The organism is Streptomyces sp. NPDC085932, assembly GCF_044540525.1.
Classification (GTDB): Bacteria; Actinomycetota; Actinomycetes; order Streptomycetales; family Streptomycetaceae; genus Streptomyces; species Streptomyces levis.
In genome coordinates this window covers 220,657-242,113 of the sequence record NZ_JBITSJ010000003.1, presented here as the reverse complement: position 1 = coordinate 242,113, position 21,457 = coordinate 220,657, and the positions used below count along the sequence as shown (strand labels likewise).

The following is a 21,457-nucleotide window of genomic DNA, read 5'->3' as shown; positions in this document are numbered from 1 at the left end:
CCGGGGACTCCACCCGGACGCGATCTTTGACCCGCCGAACGCGGCCGTACGATGGGACGCATGTCTGCTTCGCCTGGCCGCCGTGTCCTGCTCGCCGCCCCCCGTGGCTACTGCGCGGGCGTGGACCGCGCCGTGATCGCCGTAGAGAAAGCGCTGGAGCAGTACGGCGCTCCCGTCTACGTCCGCCACGAGATCGTCCACAACAAGTACGTCGTGCAGACCCTGGAGAAGAAGGGCGCGATCTTCGTCGAGCAGACGGAAGAGGTGCCGCCGGGCAACATCGTGATGTTCTCGGCCCACGGCGTGGCCCCCGTCGTCCACGAGGAGGCCGAGCGCGGCAAGCTCGCCACCATCGACGCCACCTGCCCGCTGGTCACCAAGGTCCACAAGGAAGCCGTCCGCTTCGCCAAGGAGGACTACGACATCCTCCTGATCGGCCACGAGGGCCACGAGGAGGTCATCGGCACCTCCGGCGAGGCCCCCGACCACATCCAGCTGGTCGACGGCCCCGGCGACGTCGCCAAGGTCGAGGTCCGCGACCCGTCCAAGGTCGTCTGGCTCTCCCAGACCACGCTCTCCGTCGACGAGACCATGGAGACCGTCGACGCCCTCAAGGACAAGTTCCCGCAGCTCATCTCCCCGCCCAGCGACGACATCTGCTACGCCACGCAGAACCGCCAGCTGGCCGTGAAGCAGATGGGCGCCGAGTCCGACCTGGTGATCGTGGTCGGCTCCCGCAACTCCTCCAACTCCAAGCGCCTGGTCGAGGTCGCCAAGATCGCCGGAGCCCGCGCCGCCTACCTCGTGGACTTCGCCGACGAGATCGACGAGGCCTGGCTGGAGGGCGTCTCCACCGTCGGCGTCACCTCGGGCGCGTCCGTGCCCGAGGTCCTGGTCGAGCAGGTCCTGGAGTGGCTCTCCCAGCGCGGCTTCGAGGACGTCGAGATCGTCAAGGCGGCCGAGGAGTCCATCACCTTCTCCCTCCCCAAGGAGCTGCGCCGCGATCTGCGCGAGGAGGCGGCCGCGCTGGTCGCCGAGCGCGGCGGCGCCGCCTCCGGTGAACGTCCCGCGGAGTGATCGCGGACCCTTCGCGCAGACGGTGCGAAGGGATCGGGGAGCCGTCGGGGACGGGCCGGGCGGGGACCGCCGTCCGGCCTGTGACCGTCCGTCCCACGTCGTAACGTAGGGCCATGCAGATCTTCGGCGTGGACATCGGCGGTTCCGGGATCAAGGGTGCCCCGGTGGACCTGGACAAGGGCGACCTGGCGCAGGAGCGCCACAAGGTCCTCACCCCGCACCCGGCCACGCCCGACGGGGTGGCCGACGGCGTCAAGCAGGTCGTCGACCACTTCGGCTGGACGGGACCCGTCGGGGTCACGTTCCCGGGCGTGGTGACCGACGGGGCCACGATCCGCACGGCGGCGAACGTCGACGACAGCTGGATCGACACGGACGCGCGTGCGCTGCTCGGTGAGCGGCTGGGCGGGCTGCCGGTGACCGTGGTGAACGACGCGGACGCGGCGGGCGTCGCCGAGATGCACTTCGGCGCGGGCCGCGGCCGGCGGGGCACGGTGATCCTGCTGACGCTGGGCACGGGCATCGGCAGCGCGCTCTTCGTCGACGGCGTCCTCGTGCCGAACACGGAGCTGGGCCACCTGGAGCTGGACGGGCACGACGCGGAGAAGCGCGCCTCCAGCAAGGCGCGCGAGGACCACGACCTGTCGTGGGAGCACTGGGCGGCGCACCGCGTGCGCAAGTACCTCGCCCACGTCGAGATGCTGTTCTCGCCGGAGCTGTTCATCATCGGCGGCGGCGTCAGCCGCAAGGCCCAGAAGTTCCTGCCCCACATCGAGGGCATCAAGGCGGAGATCGTCCCCGCGCAGCTGCAGAACAACGCGGGCATCGTGGGGGCGGCGATGCGGGCGGCGGGGCACTAGCGCCGGACGCGCGGCCCGGGGCCCGGGGAAGGGACGCCGGACGGCTGCGGGAGGCGGGAGGACACGGGGGCCGGACGCTGCTGGGGGCGGTTACGCGGACGGCGGGTACCGGCGTCGGACGTGGCGGGGCCCCGGCCATGCGGCAGCGGACGCGGCCCGGGGTGGTGAGCCGGCCGGGCGCCGCCCGCACAGCCGGACTCGTGTCACACCACCGGTCACACCACTGGTCACACCGCTGGTCGCCCGCCGGCCGCCGACGCCGCCGTCCTCCTGCGGTGCACCAGCCGGATCCGGCGGACGATCACGATCAGCCCGGCGACGAGCGTCCCGCCGTACAGCCACCCGGCCTGCGTCGCGAGCGCCGTGACCAGCCCCATCAGCTTGCTCCCGCCGTCGCCCCCGGCCACCGGCAGCAGCCCCGCGGCGAAGGCGATCGGCACGACCACGGGGGCGGTCATCAGGTCCCCCGGCCTCACCCACACGGCGGTCAGCACGCACACCGGCAGAAACAGCACGCCGTACGCCGTCAGCGACGCCCCGAACAGCGCGGCGCACAGCGCGCCCAGCAGGAACATCGCCACCGCGCAGAACAGCCCGCTGCCCAGCCCGGTCAGCCGCGGGTTGGGCAGCCGCCCGGCGGGCGCCGACGGCGCGGGCGCGGGCCGTCGCACCGGCGCCGGACGGCGCTGCGCCCCCGGCGGCCGGGCCGCGCGCACGGGCCCGCCGCCCGCCTGTGCGGGAGCGCCACCCGCCCGTGCGGGAGCGCCACCCGCCCCTCTTTTCACCTGCGGCGGCAGGGGCGGCCTCGGCCGGTCACGTCGCGGTCCGTACTGGGCAGATCGCGTCCTGTATTGCTCCACCGGACCAACTTAGGTCGTTCAATATGCCGAATAGCCCGTGAGACACGCCGACGGCCGAGGCTTGGCCAAGCGTTCGATACGCCGCCCGGGGCGGTTCCGGACACGCCGTAGACTGGTGGATCGGCCGGTCCCCTGGCCCCCTGGCCCTCTCCACTCACGGGAAGTCGCAACGTGTCGCTCACGATCGGAATCGTCGGCCTGCCCAACGTCGGCAAGTCGACCCTGTTCAACGCCCTGACCAAGAACGACGTGCTGGCGGCCAACTACCCGTTCGCCACGATCGAGCCCAACGTCGGTGTCGTCGGCGTGCCCGACCCCCGGCTGACCAAGCTGGCCGAGATCTTCTCCTCGCAGCGGGTCCTGCCGGCCACGGTCGACTTCGTCGACATCGCGGGCATCGTCCGCGGCGCCTCCGAGGGTGAGGGCCTGGGCAACAAGTTCCTGGCGAACATCCGCGAGTCCGACGCGATCTGCCAGGTCATCCGGGCCTTCAAGGACGAGAACGTCGTGCACGTCGACGGCAAGGTCTCGCCCAAGGACGACATCGAGACGATCAACACCGAGCTGATCCTCGCCGACCTGCAGACCATCGAGAAGGTCCTGCCGCGCCTGCAGAAGGAGTCGCGGATCAAGAAGGACATCGCGCCGAAGGTCAAGGCCGTCGAGGAGGCCAAGGAGATCCTGGAGAAGGGCGACACCCTCTTCTCCCAGGGCGTCGTCCAGGGCACCGAGCGCGCCGAGCTCCTGCACGACCTGCACCTGCTCACCACCAAGCCGTTCCTCTACGTCTTCAACGTCGACGAGGACGAGCTGACCGACGAGGACTTCAAGAACGAGCAGCGCGCCCTGGTCGCCCCGGCCGAGGCGATCTTCCTCAACGCCAAGCTGGAGGCGGACCTCGCCGAGCTCGACGAGGACGAGGCCCTGGAACTCCTCCAGTCCGTCGGCCAGGAGGAGCCCGGCCTCGCCACGCTGGCGCACGTCGGCTTCCGCACGCTCGGCCTGCAGACGTACCTCACGGCCGGCCCCAAGGAATCCCGCGCCTGGACCATCAAGAAGGGCGCCACGGCCCCCGAGGCCGCCGGCGTCATCCACACGGACTTCCAGAAGGGCTTCATCAAGGCGGAGGTCATCTCCTTCGACGACCTGGTGGAGACGGGCTCGGTGGCAGAGGCCCGCGCGAAGGGCAAGGCCCGCATGGAGGGCAAGGACTACGTCATGCAGGACGGCGACGTGGTGGAGTTCCGGTTCAACGTGTGACCGGGTGACGGGTTGCGTCGTTCCACGGGTCCGAGGATGGCTCACATGTGCTCCCTGCTGTCGGCGTCACCGGGAGAGGGTGTCCTCGTCGCCGGACTCGTGAAGTGGCGGAGGCCGGTCAGGTTGGCGTGAGCCGCCGGACCGGCCGAGACCACCCACCTCCACGACGCCGGCGGTCAGCTCCTCATCCGGCGTGCGAGGGGAGACGGCGACACCGTCCTGTACCTCGGCGCCACCGAGGTCTGGCCGACGGTCAAGACCTCTCCGGCACACGTTGACGCCGCCAACGGCCAGAACATCGCTCGCGCGGTCTGCAAGTTCAGGTGAACAGCGTGATCATTCGTCGCAGAAGGCACGCAGACGACGACTCCTCGTTCACTGCGGACCGCAGCTACGGCGTCCTGGGCGTCTCGCGCTACGAGGGTCGGCTCATGGTCCTCGTACGGGACGACCACCGGCTTCCGGTCTGGACCGAGCTGTCCGACTTCGAAGTCGACGACCCGGAACTGCACGCGGGCTGGCGGGTCGACGCGTCCCTGCCGGACGAGGGCGTCCTGCAGTTCCTCGCCGGCTACCGGGAACTCGTCGAAGACAGCGAGCACTACGACGCGCTGCTGGAGCGAGAGCCCGGCGCGCTGGCCGTGTTCGAGGACCGGTGGCGTCAGAACCACGGCCCCCTCGAACTGCCGGCGGCGGACGACTTCCTGTCGAACTTCGGCGTGGAGCCGACGTCGGCGGACGGCGGGGACGACACGCACCACTCGCGTGAGCGCGGCCGGGTCCTCATTGAAGGAAGCGACGGTCATGCCGTCACCCTCAAGTGGGACGCCCCGGCACGCCGTCTGGCGTGCGCGTGGACGCACGGGGACCGCAAGGTCGCCGAGTTGACGTTCCCCGACACGTCACGGCTGTCGATCCGTGCCTCGGCCGAGGCCTCCGGTTTCGACGTGCACCACACCGGTACGACGGGCCGGCGCGTGACTCGGATCCAGGTCTACCCGTACGTCTCGGTCGCGGACCTGTAGACGCCCTCTCGCCCCATCTCTTTGGCAACGGCACCCTGCGAACCGCTCACCCTCTTTGGATCACGGCGGCAGACACTGACCTCACAAGAAGGCACTGACAAATGCCCCTTGAAGAACGCCATGGTGCTTCCGCCGAAGCGCGTGCACTCGCGCCCTACGTGACCATGGCCGAGCTGTTCGTCTCCGGGCGGATCGAAGCGCCGGAGTTCGAGTCGCGGTTCTGGGCCGAGTTCCGTGGTCTGAGGGTCATTTCCGAACCGGACTTCGCCGTCCTCAACGAGCTGTTCTACGTCGTCGAGGACTTCGTGGCGGATGCGGCGGCCCGGGATCCCGGGGATGTGGCGGAGGTCGAACTGCTCGCAGCCGCAAGGCGGTTCCTTGCGGGGTGCAGGGGGCTATGAGCAGCCGGGATCTCCGGGCAGGCGGGCCGCTGCCTGCTGTCGTGCCCGCCTGTGCCGGGAGCAGTGCGTGGCGGTGACGGCGGCGGCTGTCGCGAGGGTCAGCAGGGCGAGGAGGGCTCGCTTCCGGCGGTCCGGGGTGTGCCGGGGGCGTTCGGGTGCCGTCGGTTCTCCGGACAGGTCCCGGGTGATGCGGTGCCAGACGCGTGCCGGGGGTGTGGTCGGGAGGTCGATCAGTTCTGCCGTGCGGGCCGCCTCGACCACGCGGGTCATCGTGTGGAGGTCGTCGCGGCAGCGGGCGCAGTGGGCGATGTGGTGGAGCGCCTCGGTGTCCGCGGCGGTGCGGGGGGTGTTGCCCAGGGCCAGTTCGACCAGGTGTGACGGGTCCACGTGGGTCACCGCGGCCTCCCGGATGCGATGGGCTCCGCCGTGACGACCAGGTTGGAGAGGTAGCCGCCGCGCTCGGGGACGAACGGGGGCGCGCAGGTGATGAGGGTGAGGACGGGCGGGCCCGAGCGGCGGAAGGCCGAGGAGGGCAGGTCGTCCTTCGGGACCGTGGTGCGGGAGACGATCCGGTAGCGCACCGGCTGCCCACCGTCCCGCCTCACCTCCACCCGCTGGCCTCGCCGTACGTCGTACAGGGCGGCGAACTCGCCCAGGTCGCCGGAGTCCGTGTCCACGTGGCCGACGAGCACGGCCGAACCTTCGGCGCTGCCCGGTGCCGGGCCGTAGCGGTACCAGCCTGCCGTGGCCGGGTCGTCGGGGACGGTCATGTCGCCCTTCTTCGTCACGCCCACGGGGGTGACGCGGGCGTCGAGGTCCACGTCGTCGATCAGGATCCGTCGCGGTGGGCGCTGGTCCGGCCCTGGCCGTTGCGGTGCGGCGGCCGTGGGTGCCGGGTGGTCCGTGGGGGCCGCCGCGAAGTCCTGGGGCGCTGCGGGCTGTTCGGGCGGCGGGCCCGTGAGGCCGATGGCGGCTGCCAGTGCGGCAGCCGCCATGATCCGACCCGGGCGCCGACGCCTGCGGTCACCCACGCCGGCCGGCGAGGCGGCGGGCCGTCAGGACGCCCGTCACCGTGACCACTCCGGCCGCGGCGGCCCAGGCGGGCCACGTGTCGGAGGAGTTCGGGGTGACGGCGGCGCCGCTGCCGCCCGCGTGCACGGCCTTGGGGTTCGAGGCCATGCCGCTGAACGACTGGGTCGCCAGCGCCAGGTTCTTGTCGTTCGCGCTGCCCCAGGCGTAGACGACGTTGCTGGTGCCCTCCTTCAGGGGCAGGTCGGCCGGGCCGATGGCCACGGTGTCCGTGCCGGCCAGGACCACATCGGCGTTGACCGTGCCCGCGGCGACCTCGGCGGTGTCCTCCTTGGGGTTGGTCAGGCCGGTGAAGACGGGCTGTCCGCCGGCGCGGACGTCCACCGCGGGGGCGGCCGCGACATGGCGGACCGTCAGACGGGCCTTGCCGGCGTCGACCGCGGAGACGTCGTTGGTGAAGGCCGTCAGCTGGGGCTTGCCGTCGGCGGTCAGGTGCGCGGCGACGGTGGCGTTGCCGCCCTCGGGCACCTCGACCTTCTTCTCCAGGGCCGGGGTGCCCTCCGGGCCCTTGCCCGCTTCGAAGATCTTGATGTCGTAGGTACCGGCGTCGAGGGACTGGGGATCCGTCACCGTGCCGGGCTTGAAGTCGCTGAGCAGCTCGTCGCCGTTGGCGTACACGTCCACGGTCAGTCCGGGGATGCCGTGGAAGACGGACACCATGGCCTTCTCCTGCTGGTCGGCCAGGGCCGGGGCGGCCGCTCCGAGGGCCAGGGCACAGGCGCCGGCGGAGGCTGCGAGGGCGAGGGGGAATCGGGAGTTCATGGGGATCATCCCTTCGAAAGGAGTCTCCGTACGGTGCGGAGTCTCGGTCCCGTTTCGGGGGTGGTGGCCGCCTTGGATGCGCGGCCGAATGGGCTCGTGCGCCGTTCTCACGCGCCAGGGTCGGGCGCCGCGGACTGCTCGATCACCGCGCGCAGGCGGTGCAGGCCGCGGCGGGCGTGACTCTTGACCGTGCCCAGGGGCAGGCCGGTCCGTTCCGCGATCTGCGCCTGCGTCAGATCCTCGTAGAACGCCATGCAGAGCACCTCGCGCTGCGGGCGCGGCAGCCGGGACAGGGCGTCGACGAGCAGCACCCGGTCCAGGACGCGGTCCGGTGCCGTGTCGGCGTGCCCCGGGTCGGGGTCGGTCTCGTGGGCGGCCGAGTCGATGAGCGTGAGGCGCCTCGTCCGGGCCGCCAGCGCGTCGACGATCTTGCGGCGGGTGATGCCGACCAGCCAGGCGCCGAGGGGCCCCCGCTCCGGCCGGAAACCGGCCCGGCCGCGCCAGGCGCCGATGAAGACCTGCTGGGTGACGTCCTCCGCCTCGTGGGTGTCGCCGAGCAGCCGGGTGGCCATGGTGTGGACGAGTGAGCCCCAGCGGCGGTAGATCGCGGCGAAGGCTTCCTCGTCGGCGGCGAGGAGGCCACGGGCCAGTTCCTCCTCGTACCGCGTCTCCTCCACGGGCGGGGCGAGGTTCGTGCGTCGCGTGTCGGTGATCATGGCCTGGTTCCTCCTGCCGGGCGTCGTGCGGGACGGGAGACCGTCTGCCGAACCGCACCGGTCGCTGTGCGAAGCGGCGACCCTGCGCTCGACGCCAGTGTTCGGCGGACAAACGACGCACGCCAACATGCGTCGTTTGTGCGTCGTACAGTGGGAGGTATGGCTGGACAGGGACGAAACGACGAGGACCTGCCGAGGGACGGCGGCGGACCGGCCGCAGGTGACCGGGCTGGTGGTGACCGGGCCGGTGGTGATGCGGTCGGCGGTGGCTCCGCGGGCGGTCAGGCGGCCGTCGGCGGCGCCGTCGGTGGGGCCGTCGTCGGCGGGGCTGCTTCCGGTGGCGCGGCCGGTGGCGGAGCCGGGGGTGGTCTCACCACCGGCGAAGTGGCCAGACGGCTGGGCGTCGCGCCCACCACGGTCCGTACCTGGGACCGCCGCTACGGCCTCGGGCCCGACGCGCACACCGGCGGCCGGCACCGGCGCTGGACCGCCGTGGACGTGGCACGCCTGGAGCGGATGTGCGCCCTGACGGCGACCGGGATACCGCCCGCCGAGGCGGCGCGCATGGTGCGGGAGGACGCGCCGCCGGACACGGGCTCCGCCCCGGCCGGACGCGCCGCCGGAGCCGCGCCGGGAGCGGGCGAAGCCGGGCCTCCCGACGGAGCCGCACCGGAGATGCACCCGGCCGGCCGGCCCGCCGGCGCCGTGCCGGACCTGGCCCCGGCCGGTCCCGGCCCCGGTCCCGGTCCCGGTCCCGGTCCCGGCGCCGTGCCGGACCCGGCTCCGGCCGGTCCCGGTGCCGGTGCCGGTCCTCGTCCCGGTGTCAGCCCTGGTCCCGGTGTCGCGCCCGGCGCCGGCGTGTCGCCGCCTCGCTCCACGTCCGTGGGGACCCCCGCACCCGCCTCCACCCGCACCCGCCCCCGAAGCCGTGCCGGCAGCGGGCTGCGTCTGGGTGACGTACGCCAGGAGTGCAAGGGCATCGCCCGTGCCGCCCTGCGCCTCGACGCCGCCGCCCTGGACGGACTGCTCCGGTCCGCCATCGACGAGCACGGGCTGGTCACCGCCTGGACGGAAGTGATCATGCCGACGCTCCAGGCGGTCGGCCGCAAGTGGGAGAGCTCCGGCGAGAAGTACGTCGAGGTCGAGCACTTCCTGTCCTGGCACGTCTCCGGTGCCCTGCGCCGCAGCACCCCCGTGTCGCCCGCCGACCGCCCGGGCGCGCTCACGGTGCTCGCGTGCGTCCCGGGGGAGAACCACACGCTTCCGCTGGAGGTACTGGCCGCCGCGCTCGCCGAACGCGAGTTGCCGGTACGGATGTTCGGCGGTGCCCTGCCCGTCGAGTCGCTCGTCACGGCCGTGCGCAGGACCGGACCGGCCGCGGTGGCGCTGTGGGCGCAATCCCGCGGCACGGCCAGTCGTCCGCTGGCTCAGCACGTGGCCGCGATGGAATGGGGGGTACGCGGTGCCCGACGCAAGCCGGTCGTCCTGACGATCGGGCCGGGCTGGGCCGGCGGCCGGGCGGTGCCGGGCCTGCCGCGTCCGACGGGGCTGGCCGAGGCGGTCGCGGTGGTGGAGTCGGTCGTGTCGCGGTAGTGCGGAGGTGGTGGTCCTGGGGCGGTACGGAGGGCTGGGTGCCGGTGCATCCGAAACCGTCCCCCGCCCCGAACCGGTGAGGGAGCAGAGCGAGCGGTGTCGTCGACCCAGTGGCGGGAGCGGAGAGTGGACGTGATCGGCGCGCGGGCCGCGGTCGGCACCGAGCGAGGAGCTCGGTGAGCCGCGCCGCCGATGCCGGCTCGGACAGGGACCTCACCCCGGGCGCGGACGACGGCCTCACCTCCGACGTGGTCGTCATCGGCGGCGGCGCCGCCGGGCTCGGCCTCGCGCACCGGCTGATCCGGACCGGCACCGCGTCCGTGACCGTGGTCGAGCCGCCGGACGGCCCCCTCCGGCCGGCGGAACGGACCTGGTGCTACTGGGACTGGGACGACGGGCCCGGCGACTTCGACGACGCCGTCACCGCCACCTGGCCCCTGCTGCGCGTGCACGCCCCCGACGGCGAGGCGCTCACCCTCGACCCGGCCCCGGCGCGCTACCGCATGGTGCGGTCCACGGCGTTCGAACGGCTGGTGCACGCGCGGCTGGCCGAGGCGCCCGGCGGGCGGCTGCTGCGGGCCACGGCGGACACCGTGCGCGAGGTTCCCCGAGGCGCCGAGGTGCGGTGCACGGACCCCGACGGCCGGACCCTGACCCTGCGCGCCCGGCACGTCTTCGACTCGCGGCCCCTGCCCGCGCTGCCGCCCGCCCGGACACAGTTGCTGCAGCACTTCCGCGGCTGGTTCGTCCGCACGGCCGCCGACCGGTTCGAGACCGCCGTCGCCGACCTCATGGACTTCCGCGTGCCCCAGCCCCGGCACGGTCTCGCCTTCGGCTACGTCCTCCCGCTGGCCCCGGACCGGGCGCTCGTGGAGTACACCGAGTTCTCCCGGGCCCCGCTGACCACCGAGGCGTACGAGGCCGCCCTCGGGCACTACGCCCGCGAGGTGCTGGGGCTGGGCGCGTTCGCCGTGGAGACGGCGGAACAGGGCGTCATCCCCATGACCGACGCGCGCTTCCCCCGGCGGACCGGCAGGTCCGTCTTCCGGATCGGGACCGCGGGCGGCGCGACCCGCCCCGCCACCGGCTACACCTTCGCCGCCGCCCAGCGGCACAGCCGGGCCGTCGCCGCCGCCCTGCGCGACGGCCACCGCACGGTGCCGCCCCCGCACGGGCGGCGGGCGCTCGCCATGGACGCGGTGCTGCTGCGGGCCCTGGACACCGGGCGCGTCGACGGCCCCGCGTTCTTCACCGGCCTGTTCCGCAGGACCCCGACGCACCGCCTGCTGCGCTTCCTCGACGGCGCCACCTCGTTGCGGGAGGAGTGGGGCATCGGACTGCGCACCCCGGTGGGCCCGATGCTCCGCACCGCGGTCGAGCTGCCCTTCCTGCCCCGCCGAACCCACCCCGCCCCAGGAACCGGAGAGAGCCCCCGATGACCCTGCTGCGCGACCACGACCTGGCACGCGCCTTCGACCACGCGTCCCGCTCCTACGACCGGCTCACCGCCCTCAACCCCGGATACCGCACCGACCTGCTGCGCTCGGCCCGCCGGCTGCGGCTGCCCCGGGACGGGGCCGGGCTGCACGTCCTGGACCTCGGGTGCGGCACCGGCGCCTCCACCCGGGCCCTGCTGCGGGCCGCGCCCCGGGCGCGCGTCACCGCGGTGGACGCCTCCTCGGGCATGCTGCGACGGGCGCTGGCCAAACCGTGGCCCGGGAGCGTGCGGTTCCTGCACCTGAGCGCCGAGGAGCTCGCGACGGCCGGTGAAGGCCCGTTCGACGCGGTCTTCGCGGCCTACCTGTTCCGCAACGTCTCCGACCCGGACGCGGTCCTGCGCTCGGTGCGGACGCTGCTGCGGCCGGGCGGGCGCCTGGCCGTCCACGAGTACAGCCTCGGCGGCTCCCCGGCCCACCGGGCCTTGTGGACGGCCGTCTGCGGGTCGGTGGTCGTACCGGCCGGCACGCTGACCGGCGACCGGGCCCTCTACCGGCACCTGTACCGCAGCGTCCTCGCCTTCGACACCGCGCCCGCCTTCACCGCCCGGCTGACCCGCGCCGGGTTCGCGGACGCCCGCGCCCTGCCCCTGGCCGGGTGGCAGACCGGCATCACCCACACCTTCGTCGCCCGAAACGGCTCCGCCCCGGCCGGGGAGGGCACCCGATGAGCACCACCCGCACCCACGGCACCGTGCGCCGGAGCACCGTCCGCCGGAACATCGCCCGCAACGGCAGCGCCCGTCGCGGCCGCGACCGCAAGGCCGACGTGCTGAGGCCCGCGCCCGGCCGGGACCGGTTCGACCCCGCCGACGCACCCTCCGTCGCCGTCGTCGGCGGCGGGATCGCCGGTCTCGCCGCGGCCACCGGACTGGCCGAACGCGGCGCCCGCGTCACCCTCTACGAACGCGAGGAGTCCCTCGGCGGCCGCCTCGCCGGTCACCGCACCCTGCTGGCCGACGGCTCCGAGGCCACCATGAGCCGCGGCTTCCACGCCTTCTTCCGCCAGTACTACAACCTGCGCGGACTGCTGCGCCGCACCGACCCCGCCCTCGACCGCCTCACGCCGCTGCCCGACTACCCCCTGCGGCACAGCGGCGGAGCGACCGACAGCTTCGCCCGCGTCCCGCGCACCCCGCCCCTGAGCGCCCTCGGCTTCGTCGCCCTCAGCCCCACCTTCGGCTGGCGCGACCTGACCGCGATGGACGCCCGGGCGGCCCTGCCGTTGCTGGACGTGCGGGTGCCGGAGGTGTACGAGCGCTTCGACGGGGTCGGCGCGACGGACTTCCTGCACCGCGTCCGCTTCCCCGAGGCGGCGCACCACCTGGCCTTCGAGGTGTTCTCGCGCAGCTTTTTCGCCGACCCGCGCGAACTGTCCGCCGCCGAGCTGATGCTGATGTTCCACATCTACTTCCTCGGCTCGGCGGAAGGCCTGCTGTTCGACGTGCCCGACGAGCCCTTCCCGCAGGCCCTGTGGGACCCGCTCGGCGCCTACCTGCGGCACCTCGGCGCGGACCTGCGCACCGGCACGCCCGTCGACGCGGTGGAACCCGCCGGCACCGGCGGGGCCGAGGTGCGCAGCGGCACCGGAACCGACCGGTACGACGCGGTCGTGCTCGCCCTCGACACCGCGGGGCTGCGGCGTCTCGTCGCCGCCTCACCGGGCCTGGGCACCGGACCCTGGCGTGACGGCATCGCCGCCCTGCGCACCGCCCCGCCCTTCCTGGTCTCCCGGTTCTGGCTCGACCGCCCGGTCCGCGACGACCGGCCCGGCTTCCTAGGCACCAGCGGCTACGGCGGTCTGGACAACATCAGCGTCCTGGAGCGCTACGAGGGCGAGGCCGCCCGCTGGGCCGGGAGGAACGGCGGCTCCGTCGTCGAACTGCACGCCTACGCCGTGGCCGCCGGGGCGGACCCGCAGACCGTGCAGGACGACCTGCTCGGGCAACTGCGGCGGGTGTACCCGGAGACCCGCGAGGCGCGGGTCGTCGACGCCCGGCACGAGTGGCGCGAGGACTGCCCGCTGTTCCGGGTCGGCACGTACGGCAGCAGGCCCACCGTGCGCTCCCCGCACCCCTGGCTGACGCTGGCCGGCGACGGGATCCGCTGCGACCTGCCCGTGGCCCTGATGGAACGCGCCGCCACCACCGGCTTCCTGGCGTCCAACACCCTGCTCGCCGGGTGGGGCGTGCGCGGCCAGGTGCTGTGGACGGTGCCTCGGGCGGGCCGTTCCCGGGCGCTGCGGGCACTCAACGCGCTCGCGGGACACCCGGCCTCCGGCTGACGCCCGGCCGCCCGCTGACCCGGGGCCGCCCCACGGGCCCGGGCGACCCGTACAAGCCCGTCAGGCGGGGTCACGCCGACCGGGATCACCCGGGTGACCGAAGCCTCGGTACCCCGAGCCCGGCTGCCCCGGCGCGGCACACCCGAGTCCGGCTGCCCCGGCTCGGCTCACCCGGGCCGGGGCTCGGCTCGGGGCCCGGGGGCTCAGCCCGGGAAGCGGCCGGTGCTGCGCAGTGCCCAGCGTCGCTCGGCGTAGGCGAGGTCGTCGCGCCACAGGCGCCCGGCCGTGTGCCGCATCAGCGGCCGCAGGACGGGCGCGGCGGCCCGGGCCAGTGCGAAGCCGCGGCGGTCCGAGGTGGCCACGACCGCCTCGATCACGGCCGTGCGCGGCCGTGCGTCGCCCTCGGCGGTCAGCGGCGTGGCGTGGGTCTCCACGACGGACGTGGCGCCCTCCCCGTCGACGATGCGCATGACCACCGTGCGCGGCTCCGGCGCCGTGAACTCCGCCCGCACCGGCACGACCAGACGGCCCGCCACCCGGAAGGAGACGTCGACGGCGAAGGCGTCGTCCTCCTCGCCCCGCGGCTCCCGGGCCACCGTCAGATCCACGAACGAGTACGGGTGGAACCAGGACCCGTGCCACGGATCGAGCCGGTTGGCCACCACGTCCTGCGGCTCGCACCGCCCGACGCCCGAGTACACCGCGTCCACCCCGCTGCCCGCCGGGGGCCGCTGCGGGATCACGGGCAGCTCGGTCGGTTCCTCGCCGCCGACCGCGTCCAGCCGCACCCACACCAGCACTCCGTCGTCGTGGACGGGATACGGCTGCCAGCCGGCGAACGGGGAGCCGTCCAGGGCCAGTCCGTGCCAGTGGCACACCAGCGTGCCGCACACCACCCGGCTGTCCCGCAGCGGTGCGCCGAGGTGCGGGCAGACGCCGGTGCCGCCGCGGAGCTCACCCGACTCCGAGCGCCACAGCACCACTTCGACACCGCCGACGGTCCGGCCGTACGGGCCGCCCGGACGGACGTCCCGCGAGGCGCCGGCCACGAACCAGTTGCCGGAGGGCCGGGCGCAGGCCCGCTTGAGCGCGTCGGCGATCAGCGCCGGACGGGCCGCGCGCCAGGTCGGCTCCTGCTCGGCCCAGCCGGGGCCGCGGCGCCGCCGCAGCGGTGAGGTCCAGCGCGCCTTCCCGGAGCGGTCAGCCATGGCCCTTCTCCTTCCCTTCCAGCAGCGCGGAGCCCGGCGCGGGCGCCGCGTGCGGCAGCCGGGCGCGCCACCGCGCGCCGGCCACCCGCAGGACCCCGGCCGCGGCGGTGGCCGCCCGCCGGCGGCGCGGCACCACCGCGCGGCGGTGCAGCACGGTGTAGTCCTGCCGCGCGATCGCGTCGAGAATGCCGCCGTACAGCGTGAACGCGGCGCGGATGCAGGGCCGTACCCGCGGGTCGAGCATCGCGATGCCGGGCTCCGCCGTCCGGTACACGTCCCTGGTCAGGTCCTCGGCCGCGACGAAAGCCGCCCGGATCCGCGGATCGGTGCGCCCGGTCCGTCTGCTCCACTCCAGCAGCGCCCGGTCCACGCCGTGCGCGGCGAGCAGGTCGGCGGGCAGGTAGACGCGGCCCCGGTCGAGATCCTCGCCCACGTCCCGCAGGAAGTTGGTGAGCTGGAACGCGACGCCGAGGGCCGCCGCGTGCGGTGCGGCCTCCTCGCGCGGGACGACCGTGCCGAGCACGGGCAGCATCTGCAGGCCGATCACCGCGGCCGAACCGTGCATGTAGGCGCGCAGATCGGCGTAGGTCGGGTAGTCCGTGACGGTCAGGTCGGCCCGCATCGAGGCCAGGAAGTCGGCGAACAGGGTGACGTCGATGGCGTACCGGTCGGCGGTGTCGGCCACGGCCCGCACCACCGGCTCCGTGCCGCCCCCGCTGCGCAGCGCGTGGGCGAGGTCGCCCTCCAGCCGCTTCAGCAGCAGGTCGCGTTCGTCGGGGGCGCGGTCGCGGTCCAAGTCGTCGACGATGTCGTCGGCCCAGCGGGCGAAGCCGTACAGCGCGTGCACGGCCGCGCGGCGCTCCAGCGGCAGCAGGCGCGTGGCCAGGAAGTACGTCCGGCCGTGGCGGGCGTTGAGCCGCCGGCACCGGGCATAGGCGGCGCGCAGGTCGGGGCCGGTGATCCCGGCGGCGTCCAGTTCACGACGGGTCATGGGCACCTGCGCTGGTCGGAGCGGTCGGAGCGGTCGGAGTCGTCGGAGCGGTCGAGGCGGTCGGAGCCGTCGGGCGGGGGTCCGCGGCACGGGACGTCCGGGACGTCCGGGACATCCGGGACGTCCGGGGTGTCCGGTCGCGCTCGCCGGTGACCCGGCCGGCGGCGAGTTTCCCGCTGATCAGGACGGTCGGCACGCCCACGCCGGGCGTGGTCCCGCAGCCCGCCAGCACGACGTTGTCCAGCCCGCGCACGAGGTTGCGCGGCCGGAACGGGCCGGTCTGGGCGAAGGTGTGCGACACGGAGAACGGCGTGCCCGCCGCGTGGCCCTGGGCCGTCCAGTCGAGCGGGGTCACCAAGGACTCCTCCTCGATGCTGTCCGCGAACCCGTCGAGGCCGCGCCGCTCCAGCTCGGCGACCAGGCTGTCGCGGTAGCGCGGGCCCAGGTCCCGCCAGGCGGCGGCGGAGGGGCCGACGGCCGTGTTGGGGCAGGGCGCCAGGACGTAGTGGAGGTGGCGGCCCGGCGGGGCCAGGGAGGCGTCGTGCGCCGTCGGGCGGGTGATCAGCAGCGACGGGTCGCTCATCAGCGTCCCCGTGCGGGTCAGTTCGTCGAAGGTCCGCTCCCAGGCGGCGCCGAAGGACAGCGTGTGGTGGGCCAGGTGGGGCCAGGTCCGGTCGGTGCCCGCGTGCAGGATCACCGCCGACGGCGAGTGCCGCAGCGGGACCGGGCGCACCGGCGCGCGGCCCAGGAGCCGGTGGGCGGTGGACAGTTCGCAGGTGAGCACCACCGCGTCGCACGCGATGCGCTCACCCGAGGCGAGGCGCACGGCCCGCACCCGGCCCGCCGTCCGTTCCAGCCCGCTCACCTCGGAGGACCAGCGCAGCTCGGCACCGGCGTGGGCGGCCGCGTCGGCCATCGCCCGGGGCAGCGCGTGCATGCCGCCCTTGGGGAACCACACGCCGGCCACGGTGTCCATGTAGGCGATCACCGCGTAGGCCGCCAGCGCCCGGGCCGGGGCGACCCCGGCGTACAGGGCCTGGAAGGAGAAGACCCGGCGCAGACGGTCGTCGGAGAGGAAGCGGCCGATCCGGCCGTCCAGCCGCCCGAAGCCGCCGAGCGCCGCCAGCCGGGCGAGGTCCGGGTGCGCGAGCTGGAACGGTGAGTCGAAGTTGGTGTCGATGAAGCGGCGCATCTGGGCCCGGTACAGCCGCTCCAGCCAGTGCCGCAGCCTGCGGTAGCCCGCCGCCTCGGCCGGTCCGGCGAAGCGGCGCACCTCCGCCTCCATGGCCTCGCCGTCGGTGTGCACGTCCAGCCAGGACCCGTCGGCGAAACCGGCGCGGTAGGCCGGGTGCAGGGGCACCAGCTCGACGCGGCGGGCGAGGCTGTCGCCGACGGCCGCGAACGCCTCGTCGGCCAGATGCGGCATCGTCAGCACGGTGGGCCCGGTGTCCACCAGGTAGTCGCCGAGCCGCAGCCGTCCGGCCTGGCCGCCGGGGCCGGCGTCCCGTTCGACGAGGGTGACCTTGCGCCCGGCACCCAGCAGGTGCAGCGCGCAGGCCAGTCCGGACAGGCCTGCGCCCACCACGACGACGTGGTCGGTCGGCCCGGTCACCGTTCTCATACGAGCTCCTCGGCGTGGCGCGGGGCGACGCCCGCGGCCCGCTCCACCAGGGCGGCGAACTCCCGCCGTACGTCGGGTCCCGCGCCGGTCGCCTCGAAGTGCCGCAGGGCGGCGGCCGCCAGCTCCGCGGTGCGGGCCTCCACCTCGGCCCGGGCGCCCGTCCGCTCCAGCGCCGCCCGCATGCGTTCCACGGTGTGCTCCGGGTGGGCGTGCGCGCCCGGGGCCAGCACGTCGGCGGCCTCGCGGTCGCCGGAGGCCCCGGCGAGGCGGACGGCGGCGGCGAGCAGCGGGGTGAGCTTGCGGGAGCGCAGGTCGTCCTCGGCCGGTTTCCCGGTCTCGGCCGGGTCGCCGAAGGCGCCGAGGAGATCGTCGCGCAACTGGAAGGCCAGCCCCGCGCAGTGGCCGGCCGCCCGCAGCGCCTCCGTCGTGCGGGTGCCGGCGCCGGCCAGGGCCGCGCCCAGGGCGAGGGGCCGCGCGACCGTGTACCGGGCGCTCTTGAGGGCGGCGACGGTCAGCGCCTCCTCGTCGCCGGACGCACCGCTCGCCTGGGCGCGCAGGTCGCGGTACTGACCGGCGACCATCTCGGTGCGCATCGCCCGCCACTCGTGGTGCAGCCGGGCGCCCTGCGGCGAGCCGAGGGCCGTCTCCGCCAGCAGGTCGTCCGCCCAGGCGAGCGCCAGGTCACCGGCGAGCACGGCGGCCGAGGCGCCGAACGACTCGGGGGACACCGCGCCGGGCGTGCCGAACGCCGCGGCGCGTCCGGCCGGGTGCCGCCCGGCGAGCTCCACATGCAGCGCCGGGCCGCCCCGGCGCAGGGGCGATCCGTCCATCACGTCGTCGTGGATGAGGGCGCAGCCCTGGAGCAGTTCGAGGGCCGCTCCCGTGCGCAGCACGGCCGTGGCGTCGCCCGAGCCGCCCGCTGCCCGCCAGCCGCACCAGGCGAACGCCGTCCGCAGCCGCTTGCCGCCCCGCAGGACGAACGCGGCGACCCGCTCGGCCAGGTCGGGCGTGAACACCGGGTCGATGCCGCGGGACTGCCGCAGCCGCGCGTCGAGCACCTGCTCCAGGACGGTCTCCACGGCGCTCGTGGCCCAGGGAGCGGTGAGCGTCGCGTCGTCTCCTTCCGCCGGTCCGGCCACCGTCGGCCGCGGTCCAAGCATGCGCAACCCCTTCTCGTCCGATCATCCGCACATCAGTGCTTCCGGCGGCAGCCGTGCCGTGGATGCGCCGGCGGGTCCTCATCCGCGTCCGCGGGCCTGCCGGAAGCGGGCCAGCCCTTCCGCGAGGCCGACGAGCGGCTCCGGGTACCCCAGAACGGCGCGCCGCTTTGCCGGGAGCCGCCAGGGCTCGTGAACCGTCTCGGCGCCGACGTCGGCCAGTTCGGCAATCCAGCGGCGTACGTACACCCCGTCCGGGTCGTACCGCCTGCCCTGGCGCACCGGGTTGAGGACACGGTGCGGGCGGGAGTCGGTGCCGGTGCCGGCGACCCACTGCCAGTTCAGCTGGTTGTTGACGATGTCGCCGTCCACCAGCAGACCGAGGAAGTACCGGGCGCCGATCCGCCAGTCCACGTACAGCGTCTTGGTCAGGAAGCTCGCCGTCACCAACCGGGCCCGGTTGTGCATCCAGCCCTCGGCGCGCAACTGCCGCATGCCCGCGTCGACCAGCGGATAGCCCGTACGGCCCTCACGCCAGGCGGCGATGTCCCCGGCCGCCTCCTCCTCGCCGCGCCATCGGTCGTGCCGGGTGCGGTAGTCGCGGACCGACGCCTCGGGCCGGGCGGCGAGAACCTGGTGGTGGAAGTCCCGCCAGCACAACTGGCGTTCGAACGCCTCGGCCCCTGGTCCGCCCCGCTCACGGGCCCGGTGGATCAGCTCCACCGGCGACAGCGCCCCGAAGTGCAGGTACGGGGACAGCCGTGAGGTCGCGTCACCGGCCAGGTCGTCGTGCCGTTCCCCGTAGCGGGGCAGGTCCGCCCGGGCCCACCGGGCGAACCGGGCCCGCCCCGCCGTCTCCCCGCCCTCGGCGAGCTGCGGCGACAGATGGAGCAGGCCCGCGCGGGACGGCGGCTCCTCACCCCGTACGCCGTCGGGGACGCGCACGGCGCGCGGCGCGGGCAGGGGGCGGCGCAGCGACTGCCCGGACCAGCGGCGCGAGTAGGGGGTGAACACGGCGAAGTGGTCGGAGCCCGTCGGCGCGACGGCGCCCGGCGCCACGGCGGTCACCACCGCGTCGTGCACGCGCAGCCGCACCCCGTCGGCGCCCAGGGCGTGGCGCAGCCGCTCCTCACGGCGGTGGGCGAAGCCGGTGACGCCCGCGGCCATGTGCACCTCGGTGGCGCCGCAGGCGGCGGCCACGGCGCGGACCTCCCGGTCAACCGGGCCCGAGCGCACGACCAGCCGCCCGCCGCGGCGGCGCAGCGAGGAGTCCAGGTCGGTCAGGCAGTCGGCGAGGAAGGCGGCGCGGTTCGGTGCGTCGAAGCCGGCCGCGTGGACGGCGGGGTCGCGTACGAACAGCGGCACCACCTCGTCCGCCGCCCGCAGCGCGGCGTGCAGCGGCGGGTGGTCGTACAGGCGCAGGTCCGCGGTGAACAGGACGACCGCGACGGTCATGGCGTCACTCCCGGGGTGGATGTCCGACGCTTCCCCGGACCGTCCGCCGCGGCCCGGGCGATGTTGCGGGCCATGCCGCCGAAGACGACGGCGTGGAACGGGGCGACGCTCCACCAGTAGGCGTGGCCCAGCAGACCGCGCGGATGGAACAGGGCCCGCTGGCGGTAGACGGTGCCGCCCCGGTCGTCGGTCTCGGCGTACATCTCCAGCCAGGCCAGGCCCGGCAGCCGCATCTCGGCGCGCAGCCGCAGCAGCCGGCCCGGCTCGATCTCCTCCACCCGCCAGAAGTCCAGCGAGTCGCCGACGCGCAGGCGCTCGGTGTCCCGCCGGCCCCGGCGCAGTCCGACCCCGCCGGCGAACCGGTCGAGCCAGCCGCGCACCGCCCAGGCCAGCGGGGAGGAGTACCAGCCGTTGTCGCCGCCGATGCCCTCGACCACCTTCCACAGCGCCGCCGGCGACGCGTCGACCGGCCGCTGCCGCTCGTCCTCGTAGAGGCTGCCGCCCGCCCAGTCCGGGTCGGTGGGCAGCGGGTCGCTGGGGGCGCCGGGCACGGAGGCGGAGGACCAGCGCGTGGCGACCTGCGCCTCCCGCACCCTGCGCAGTGCCAGGGCCAGCGCCTCGTCGAACGGCAGCGGCCGGCCCGGGAGGTCGGGGACGTACCGGTCGATGTCGTGCTCGTGGCAGACGACCTCGTGGCGCAGCGACTCGGTCAGCGGCCGGGCGAGGGAGGCGGGCACCGGGGTGACCAGGCCGACCCAGTGGCTGGACAGCCGGGGAGTCAGCACCGGGACCGGCACGATGAACCGCCGCCGCAGTCCGGCGACGGCGGCGTAACGCAGCATCATGTCCCGGTAGGTGAGGACGTCCGGCCCGCCGATGTCGAAGGCCCGGTCGACCTCGTCCGGCATGGTCGCCGAGCCGACGAGGTAGCGCAGCACGTCCCGTACGCCGATGGGCTGGGTGCGGGTGTGCACCCAGCTGGGGGTGACCATGACGGGCAGGCGCTCGGTCAGATAGCGCAGCATCTCGAAGGACGCCGAGCCCGAGCCGATGACGACGGCCGCCCGCAGCACCGTGGCGGGCACGGGGGAGGCGAGGAAGATCTCCCCGACCTCCGCGCGCGACCGCAGGTGCGGCGAGAGAGACTCCTCGGGCACGCCCCGGGGTGTGAGCCCGCCGAGGTAGACGATCCGCCGTACGCCGGCGGCGTGGGCCTGCTCGGCGAAGATCCGGGCGGCCTCCCGGTCGGTGTCCTCGAACCGGGAGCCGCTGCCGAGGGCGTGCACCAGGTAGTAGGCGACGTCGACACCGCGCATCGCGGCGGCGAGCGACGCCGGGTCCGTGACGTCGCCCCGGACCGTCTCGGCGTGCGGCGCCCAGGGGTGGTCGCGGAGCTTGTCCGGCGAGCGGGCCAGGCACCGGACGCGGTGCCCGGCCTGGAGCAGCTCCGGCACCAGGCGCCCGCCGATGTACCCGGACGCCCCGGTGACCAGGCAGTGCAGCCGCTGCCCGTCGTGCGTCATGCTCCTGCCTCCCGTCTCCGGCCGCGATCACGACCGGCCCCTACAGGAGACTTCGCGACCGGCCCCGGCAGCGGATGCA

The 21,457-nt window shown here is 74.6% G+C and carries 20 protein-coding genes; 9 read left to right on the top strand and 11 right to left on the bottom strand.

The genetic code is table 11. The features are described from left to right. Nucleotides 1-51: 51 nt before the first annotated feature. Together ACIGAQ_RS17135 and ppgK are read left to right on the top strand one after the other, a co-directional pair. Nucleotides 52-1,077 carry a 4-hydroxy-3-methylbut-2-enyl diphosphate reductase gene (locus ACIGAQ_RS17135; protein ID WP_311679743.1) on the top strand — a complete coding sequence of 342 codons (1,026 nt, stop codon included), beginning with the start codon at nucleotides 52-54 and terminating at the stop codon, nucleotides 1,075-1,077. A gap of 113 nt (nucleotides 1,078-1,190) precedes the next feature. After that, on the top strand, nucleotides 1,191-1,937 hold the full coding sequence (ppgK, locus tag ACIGAQ_RS17130; RefSeq protein WP_362278425.1) for a polyphosphate--glucose phosphotransferase: 747 nt from the start codon (nucleotides 1,191-1,193) through the stop codon (nucleotides 1,935-1,937). 227 nt (nucleotides 1,938-2,164) lie between these two features. Here the strand turns inward: ppgK and ACIGAQ_RS17125 are convergent, their stop codons facing one another. Then, the gene (locus ACIGAQ_RS17125; RefSeq protein ID WP_399783554.1) at nucleotides 2,165-2,797 is read right to left on the bottom strand and encodes a DUF6542 domain-containing protein; all 633 of its coding nucleotides are present in this window, start codon (nucleotides 2,795-2,797) and stop codon (nucleotides 2,165-2,167) included. Between the two features lie 171 nt (nucleotides 2,798-2,968). On the opposite strand from ACIGAQ_RS17125, the gene ychF reads away from it, so the two are divergent. The 3 genes from ychF (at nucleotide 2,969) to ACIGAQ_RS17110 (ending at nucleotide 5,483) form a co-directional block, all read left to right on the top strand. Beyond that, complete coding sequence (ychF, locus tag ACIGAQ_RS17120; RefSeq protein WP_311679737.1) at nucleotides 2,969-4,057, top strand: redox-regulated ATPase YchF; 1,089 nt, start codon at nucleotides 2,969-2,971, stop codon at nucleotides 4,055-4,057. Nucleotides 4,058-4,389: 332 nt separating this feature from the next. Further along, on the top strand, nucleotides 4,390-5,082 hold the full coding sequence (locus tag ACIGAQ_RS17115; protein WP_311679735.1) for a hypothetical protein: 693 nt from the start codon (nucleotides 4,390-4,392) through the stop codon (nucleotides 5,080-5,082). Between the two features lie 164 nt (nucleotides 5,083-5,246). Beyond that, complete coding sequence (locus tag ACIGAQ_RS17110; protein ID WP_399783549.1) at nucleotides 5,247-5,483, top strand: colicin immunity domain-containing protein; 237 nt, start codon at nucleotides 5,247-5,249, stop codon at nucleotides 5,481-5,483. Here ACIGAQ_RS17110 and ACIGAQ_RS17105 read toward each other — a convergent pair. The 4 genes from ACIGAQ_RS17105 to ACIGAQ_RS17090 all read right to left on the bottom strand — a co-directional run bounded on the left by ACIGAQ_RS17105 (nucleotide 5,478) and on the right by ACIGAQ_RS17090 (nucleotide 8,050). Beyond that, nucleotides 5,478-5,879, bottom strand: a complete 402-nt coding sequence (locus tag ACIGAQ_RS17105; protein ID WP_399783546.1) for a hypothetical protein — start codon at nucleotides 5,877-5,879, stop codon at nucleotides 5,478-5,480. The genes ACIGAQ_RS17110 and ACIGAQ_RS17105 overlap by 6 nt on opposite strands. Beyond that, nucleotides 5,876-6,478, bottom strand: coding sequence for a class F sortase (locus tag ACIGAQ_RS17100; RefSeq protein WP_399783543.1), 603 nt, complete (start codon nucleotides 6,476-6,478; stop codon nucleotides 5,876-5,878). Before ACIGAQ_RS17100 ends, ACIGAQ_RS17105 begins: the two co-directional genes overlap by 4 nt. A 28-nt stretch (nucleotides 6,479-6,506) precedes the next feature. Beyond that, complete coding sequence (locus ACIGAQ_RS17095) at nucleotides 6,507-7,334, bottom strand: DUF4397 domain-containing protein (RefSeq protein ID WP_399783540.1); 828 nt, start codon at nucleotides 7,332-7,334, stop codon at nucleotides 6,507-6,509. A 107-nt stretch (nucleotides 7,335-7,441) separates the two neighbouring features. Next, complete coding sequence (locus ACIGAQ_RS17090) at nucleotides 7,442-8,050, bottom strand: RNA polymerase sigma factor (RefSeq protein ID WP_399783537.1); 609 nt, start codon at nucleotides 8,048-8,050, stop codon at nucleotides 7,442-7,444. 159 nt (nucleotides 8,051-8,209) lie between these two features. On the opposite strand from ACIGAQ_RS17090, the gene ACIGAQ_RS17085 reads away from it, so the two are divergent. From ACIGAQ_RS17085 to ACIGAQ_RS17070, 4 genes are all read left to right on the top strand, one after another. Continuing rightward, complete coding sequence (locus tag ACIGAQ_RS17085) at nucleotides 8,210-9,643, top strand: MerR family transcriptional regulator (RefSeq protein ID WP_399783534.1); 1,434 nt, start codon at nucleotides 8,210-8,212, stop codon at nucleotides 9,641-9,643. A 248-nt stretch (nucleotides 9,644-9,891) separates the two neighbouring features. Further along, nucleotides 9,892-11,082 carry a lycopene cyclase family protein gene (locus ACIGAQ_RS17080; protein ID WP_399784591.1) on the top strand — a complete coding sequence of 397 codons (1,191 nt, stop codon included), beginning with the start codon at nucleotides 9,892-9,894 and terminating at the stop codon, nucleotides 11,080-11,082. Next, complete coding sequence (locus ACIGAQ_RS17075; RefSeq protein ID WP_311679724.1) at nucleotides 11,079-11,810, top strand: methyltransferase domain-containing protein; 732 nt, start codon at nucleotides 11,079-11,081, stop codon at nucleotides 11,808-11,810. The genes ACIGAQ_RS17080 and ACIGAQ_RS17075 overlap by 4 nt, the downstream gene beginning before the upstream one ends. Beyond that, nucleotides 11,807-13,423 carry an FAD-dependent oxidoreductase gene (locus ACIGAQ_RS17070; RefSeq protein ID WP_399783530.1) on the top strand — a complete coding sequence of 539 codons (1,617 nt, stop codon included), beginning with the start codon at nucleotides 11,807-11,809 and terminating at the stop codon, nucleotides 13,421-13,423. Before ACIGAQ_RS17075 ends, ACIGAQ_RS17070 begins: the two co-directional genes overlap by 4 nt. Before the next feature lie 203 nt (nucleotides 13,424-13,626). Here ACIGAQ_RS17070 and ACIGAQ_RS17065 read toward each other — a convergent pair whose 3' ends face one another. From ACIGAQ_RS17065 to ACIGAQ_RS17040, 6 genes are all read right to left on the bottom strand, one after another. Next, nucleotides 13,627-14,631, bottom strand: a complete 1,005-nt coding sequence (locus ACIGAQ_RS17065; protein WP_399783527.1) for a DUF5914 domain-containing protein — start codon at nucleotides 14,629-14,631, stop codon at nucleotides 13,627-13,629. Further along, a complete protein-coding gene (locus tag ACIGAQ_RS17060; RefSeq protein ID WP_311679718.1) occupies nucleotides 14,624-15,622 on the bottom strand; it encodes a phytoene/squalene synthase family protein in 999 nt (332 codons plus the stop codon). The genes ACIGAQ_RS17065 and ACIGAQ_RS17060 overlap by 8 nt, the downstream gene beginning before the upstream one ends. Next, a complete protein-coding gene (gene crtI, locus ACIGAQ_RS17055; RefSeq protein WP_399783524.1) occupies nucleotides 15,609-17,243 on the bottom strand; it encodes a phytoene desaturase family protein in 1,635 nt (544 codons plus the stop codon). Before crtI ends, ACIGAQ_RS17060 begins: the two co-directional genes overlap by 14 nt. Continuing rightward, nucleotides 17,240-18,403, bottom strand: coding sequence for a polyprenyl synthetase family protein (locus ACIGAQ_RS17050; RefSeq protein ID WP_399783521.1), 1,164 nt, complete (start codon nucleotides 18,401-18,403; stop codon nucleotides 17,240-17,242). Before ACIGAQ_RS17050 ends, crtI begins: the two co-directional genes overlap by 4 nt. A gap of 78 nt (nucleotides 18,404-18,481) precedes the next feature. After that, entirely contained in the window at nucleotides 18,482-19,855 is a 1,374-nt protein-coding gene (locus ACIGAQ_RS17045) for a cryptochrome/photolyase family protein (RefSeq protein WP_399783518.1), read from the bottom strand. Continuing rightward, nucleotides 19,852-21,378, bottom strand: coding sequence for an SDR family oxidoreductase (locus ACIGAQ_RS17040; protein WP_399783515.1), 1,527 nt, complete (start codon nucleotides 21,376-21,378; stop codon nucleotides 19,852-19,854). The genes ACIGAQ_RS17045 and ACIGAQ_RS17040 overlap by 4 nt, the downstream gene beginning before the upstream one ends. Nucleotides 21,379-21,457 lie beyond the last annotated feature (79 nt).

Bases quoted from the DNA above. Each gene is read 5' to 3' on its own strand.
- ACIGAQ_RS17135 (WP_311679743.1), top strand. From the start codon at position 52: ATGGGACGCATGTCTGCTTCGCCTGGCCGCCGTGTCCTGCTCGCCGCC.
- ppgK (WP_362278425.1), top strand. From the start codon at position 1,191: ATGCAGATCTTCGGCGTGGACATCGGCGGTTCCGGGATCAAGGGTGCC.
- ACIGAQ_RS17110 (WP_399783549.1), top strand. From the start codon at position 5,247: ATGGCCGAGCTGTTCGTCTCCGGGCGGATCGAAGCGCCGGAGTTCGAG.
- ACIGAQ_RS17100 (WP_399783543.1), bottom strand. From the start codon at position 6,478: ATGGCGGCTGCCGCACTGGCAGCCGCCATCGGCCTCACGGGCCCGCCG.
- ACIGAQ_RS17095 (WP_399783540.1), bottom strand. From the start codon at position 7,334: ATGAACTCCCGATTCCCCCTCGCCCTCGCAGCCTCCGCCGGCGCCTGT.
- ACIGAQ_RS17090 (WP_399783537.1), bottom strand. From the start codon at position 8,050: ATGATCACCGACACGCGACGCACGAACCTCGCCCCGCCCGTGGAGGAG.
- ACIGAQ_RS17085 (WP_399783534.1), top strand. From the start codon at position 8,210: ATGGCTGGACAGGGACGAAACGACGAGGACCTGCCGAGGGACGGCGGC.
- ACIGAQ_RS17075 (WP_311679724.1), top strand. From the start codon at position 11,079: ATGACCCTGCTGCGCGACCACGACCTGGCACGCGCCTTCGACCACGCG.
- ACIGAQ_RS17070 (WP_399783530.1), top strand. From the start codon at position 11,807: ATGAGCACCACCCGCACCCACGGCACCGTGCGCCGGAGCACCGTCCGC.
- ACIGAQ_RS17065 (WP_399783527.1), bottom strand. From the start codon at position 14,631: ATGGCTGACCGCTCCGGGAAGGCGCGCTGGACCTCACCGCTGCGGCGG.
- ACIGAQ_RS17060 (WP_311679718.1), bottom strand. From the start codon at position 15,622: ATGACCCGTCGTGAACTGGACGCCGCCGGGATCACCGGCCCCGACCTG.
- crtI (WP_399783524.1), bottom strand. From the start codon at position 17,243: ATGAGAACGGTGACCGGGCCGACCGACCACGTCGTCGTGGTGGGCGCA.
- ACIGAQ_RS17050 (WP_399783521.1), bottom strand. From the start codon at position 18,403: ATGCTTGGACCGCGGCCGACGGTGGCCGGACCGGCGGAAGGAGACGAC.
- ACIGAQ_RS17045 (WP_399783518.1), bottom strand. From the start codon at position 19,855: ATGACCGTCGCGGTCGTCCTGTTCACCGCGGACCTGCGCCTGTACGAC.
- ACIGAQ_RS17040 (WP_399783515.1), bottom strand. From the start codon at position 21,378: ATGACGCACGACGGGCAGCGGCTGCACTGCCTGGTCACCGGGGCGTCC.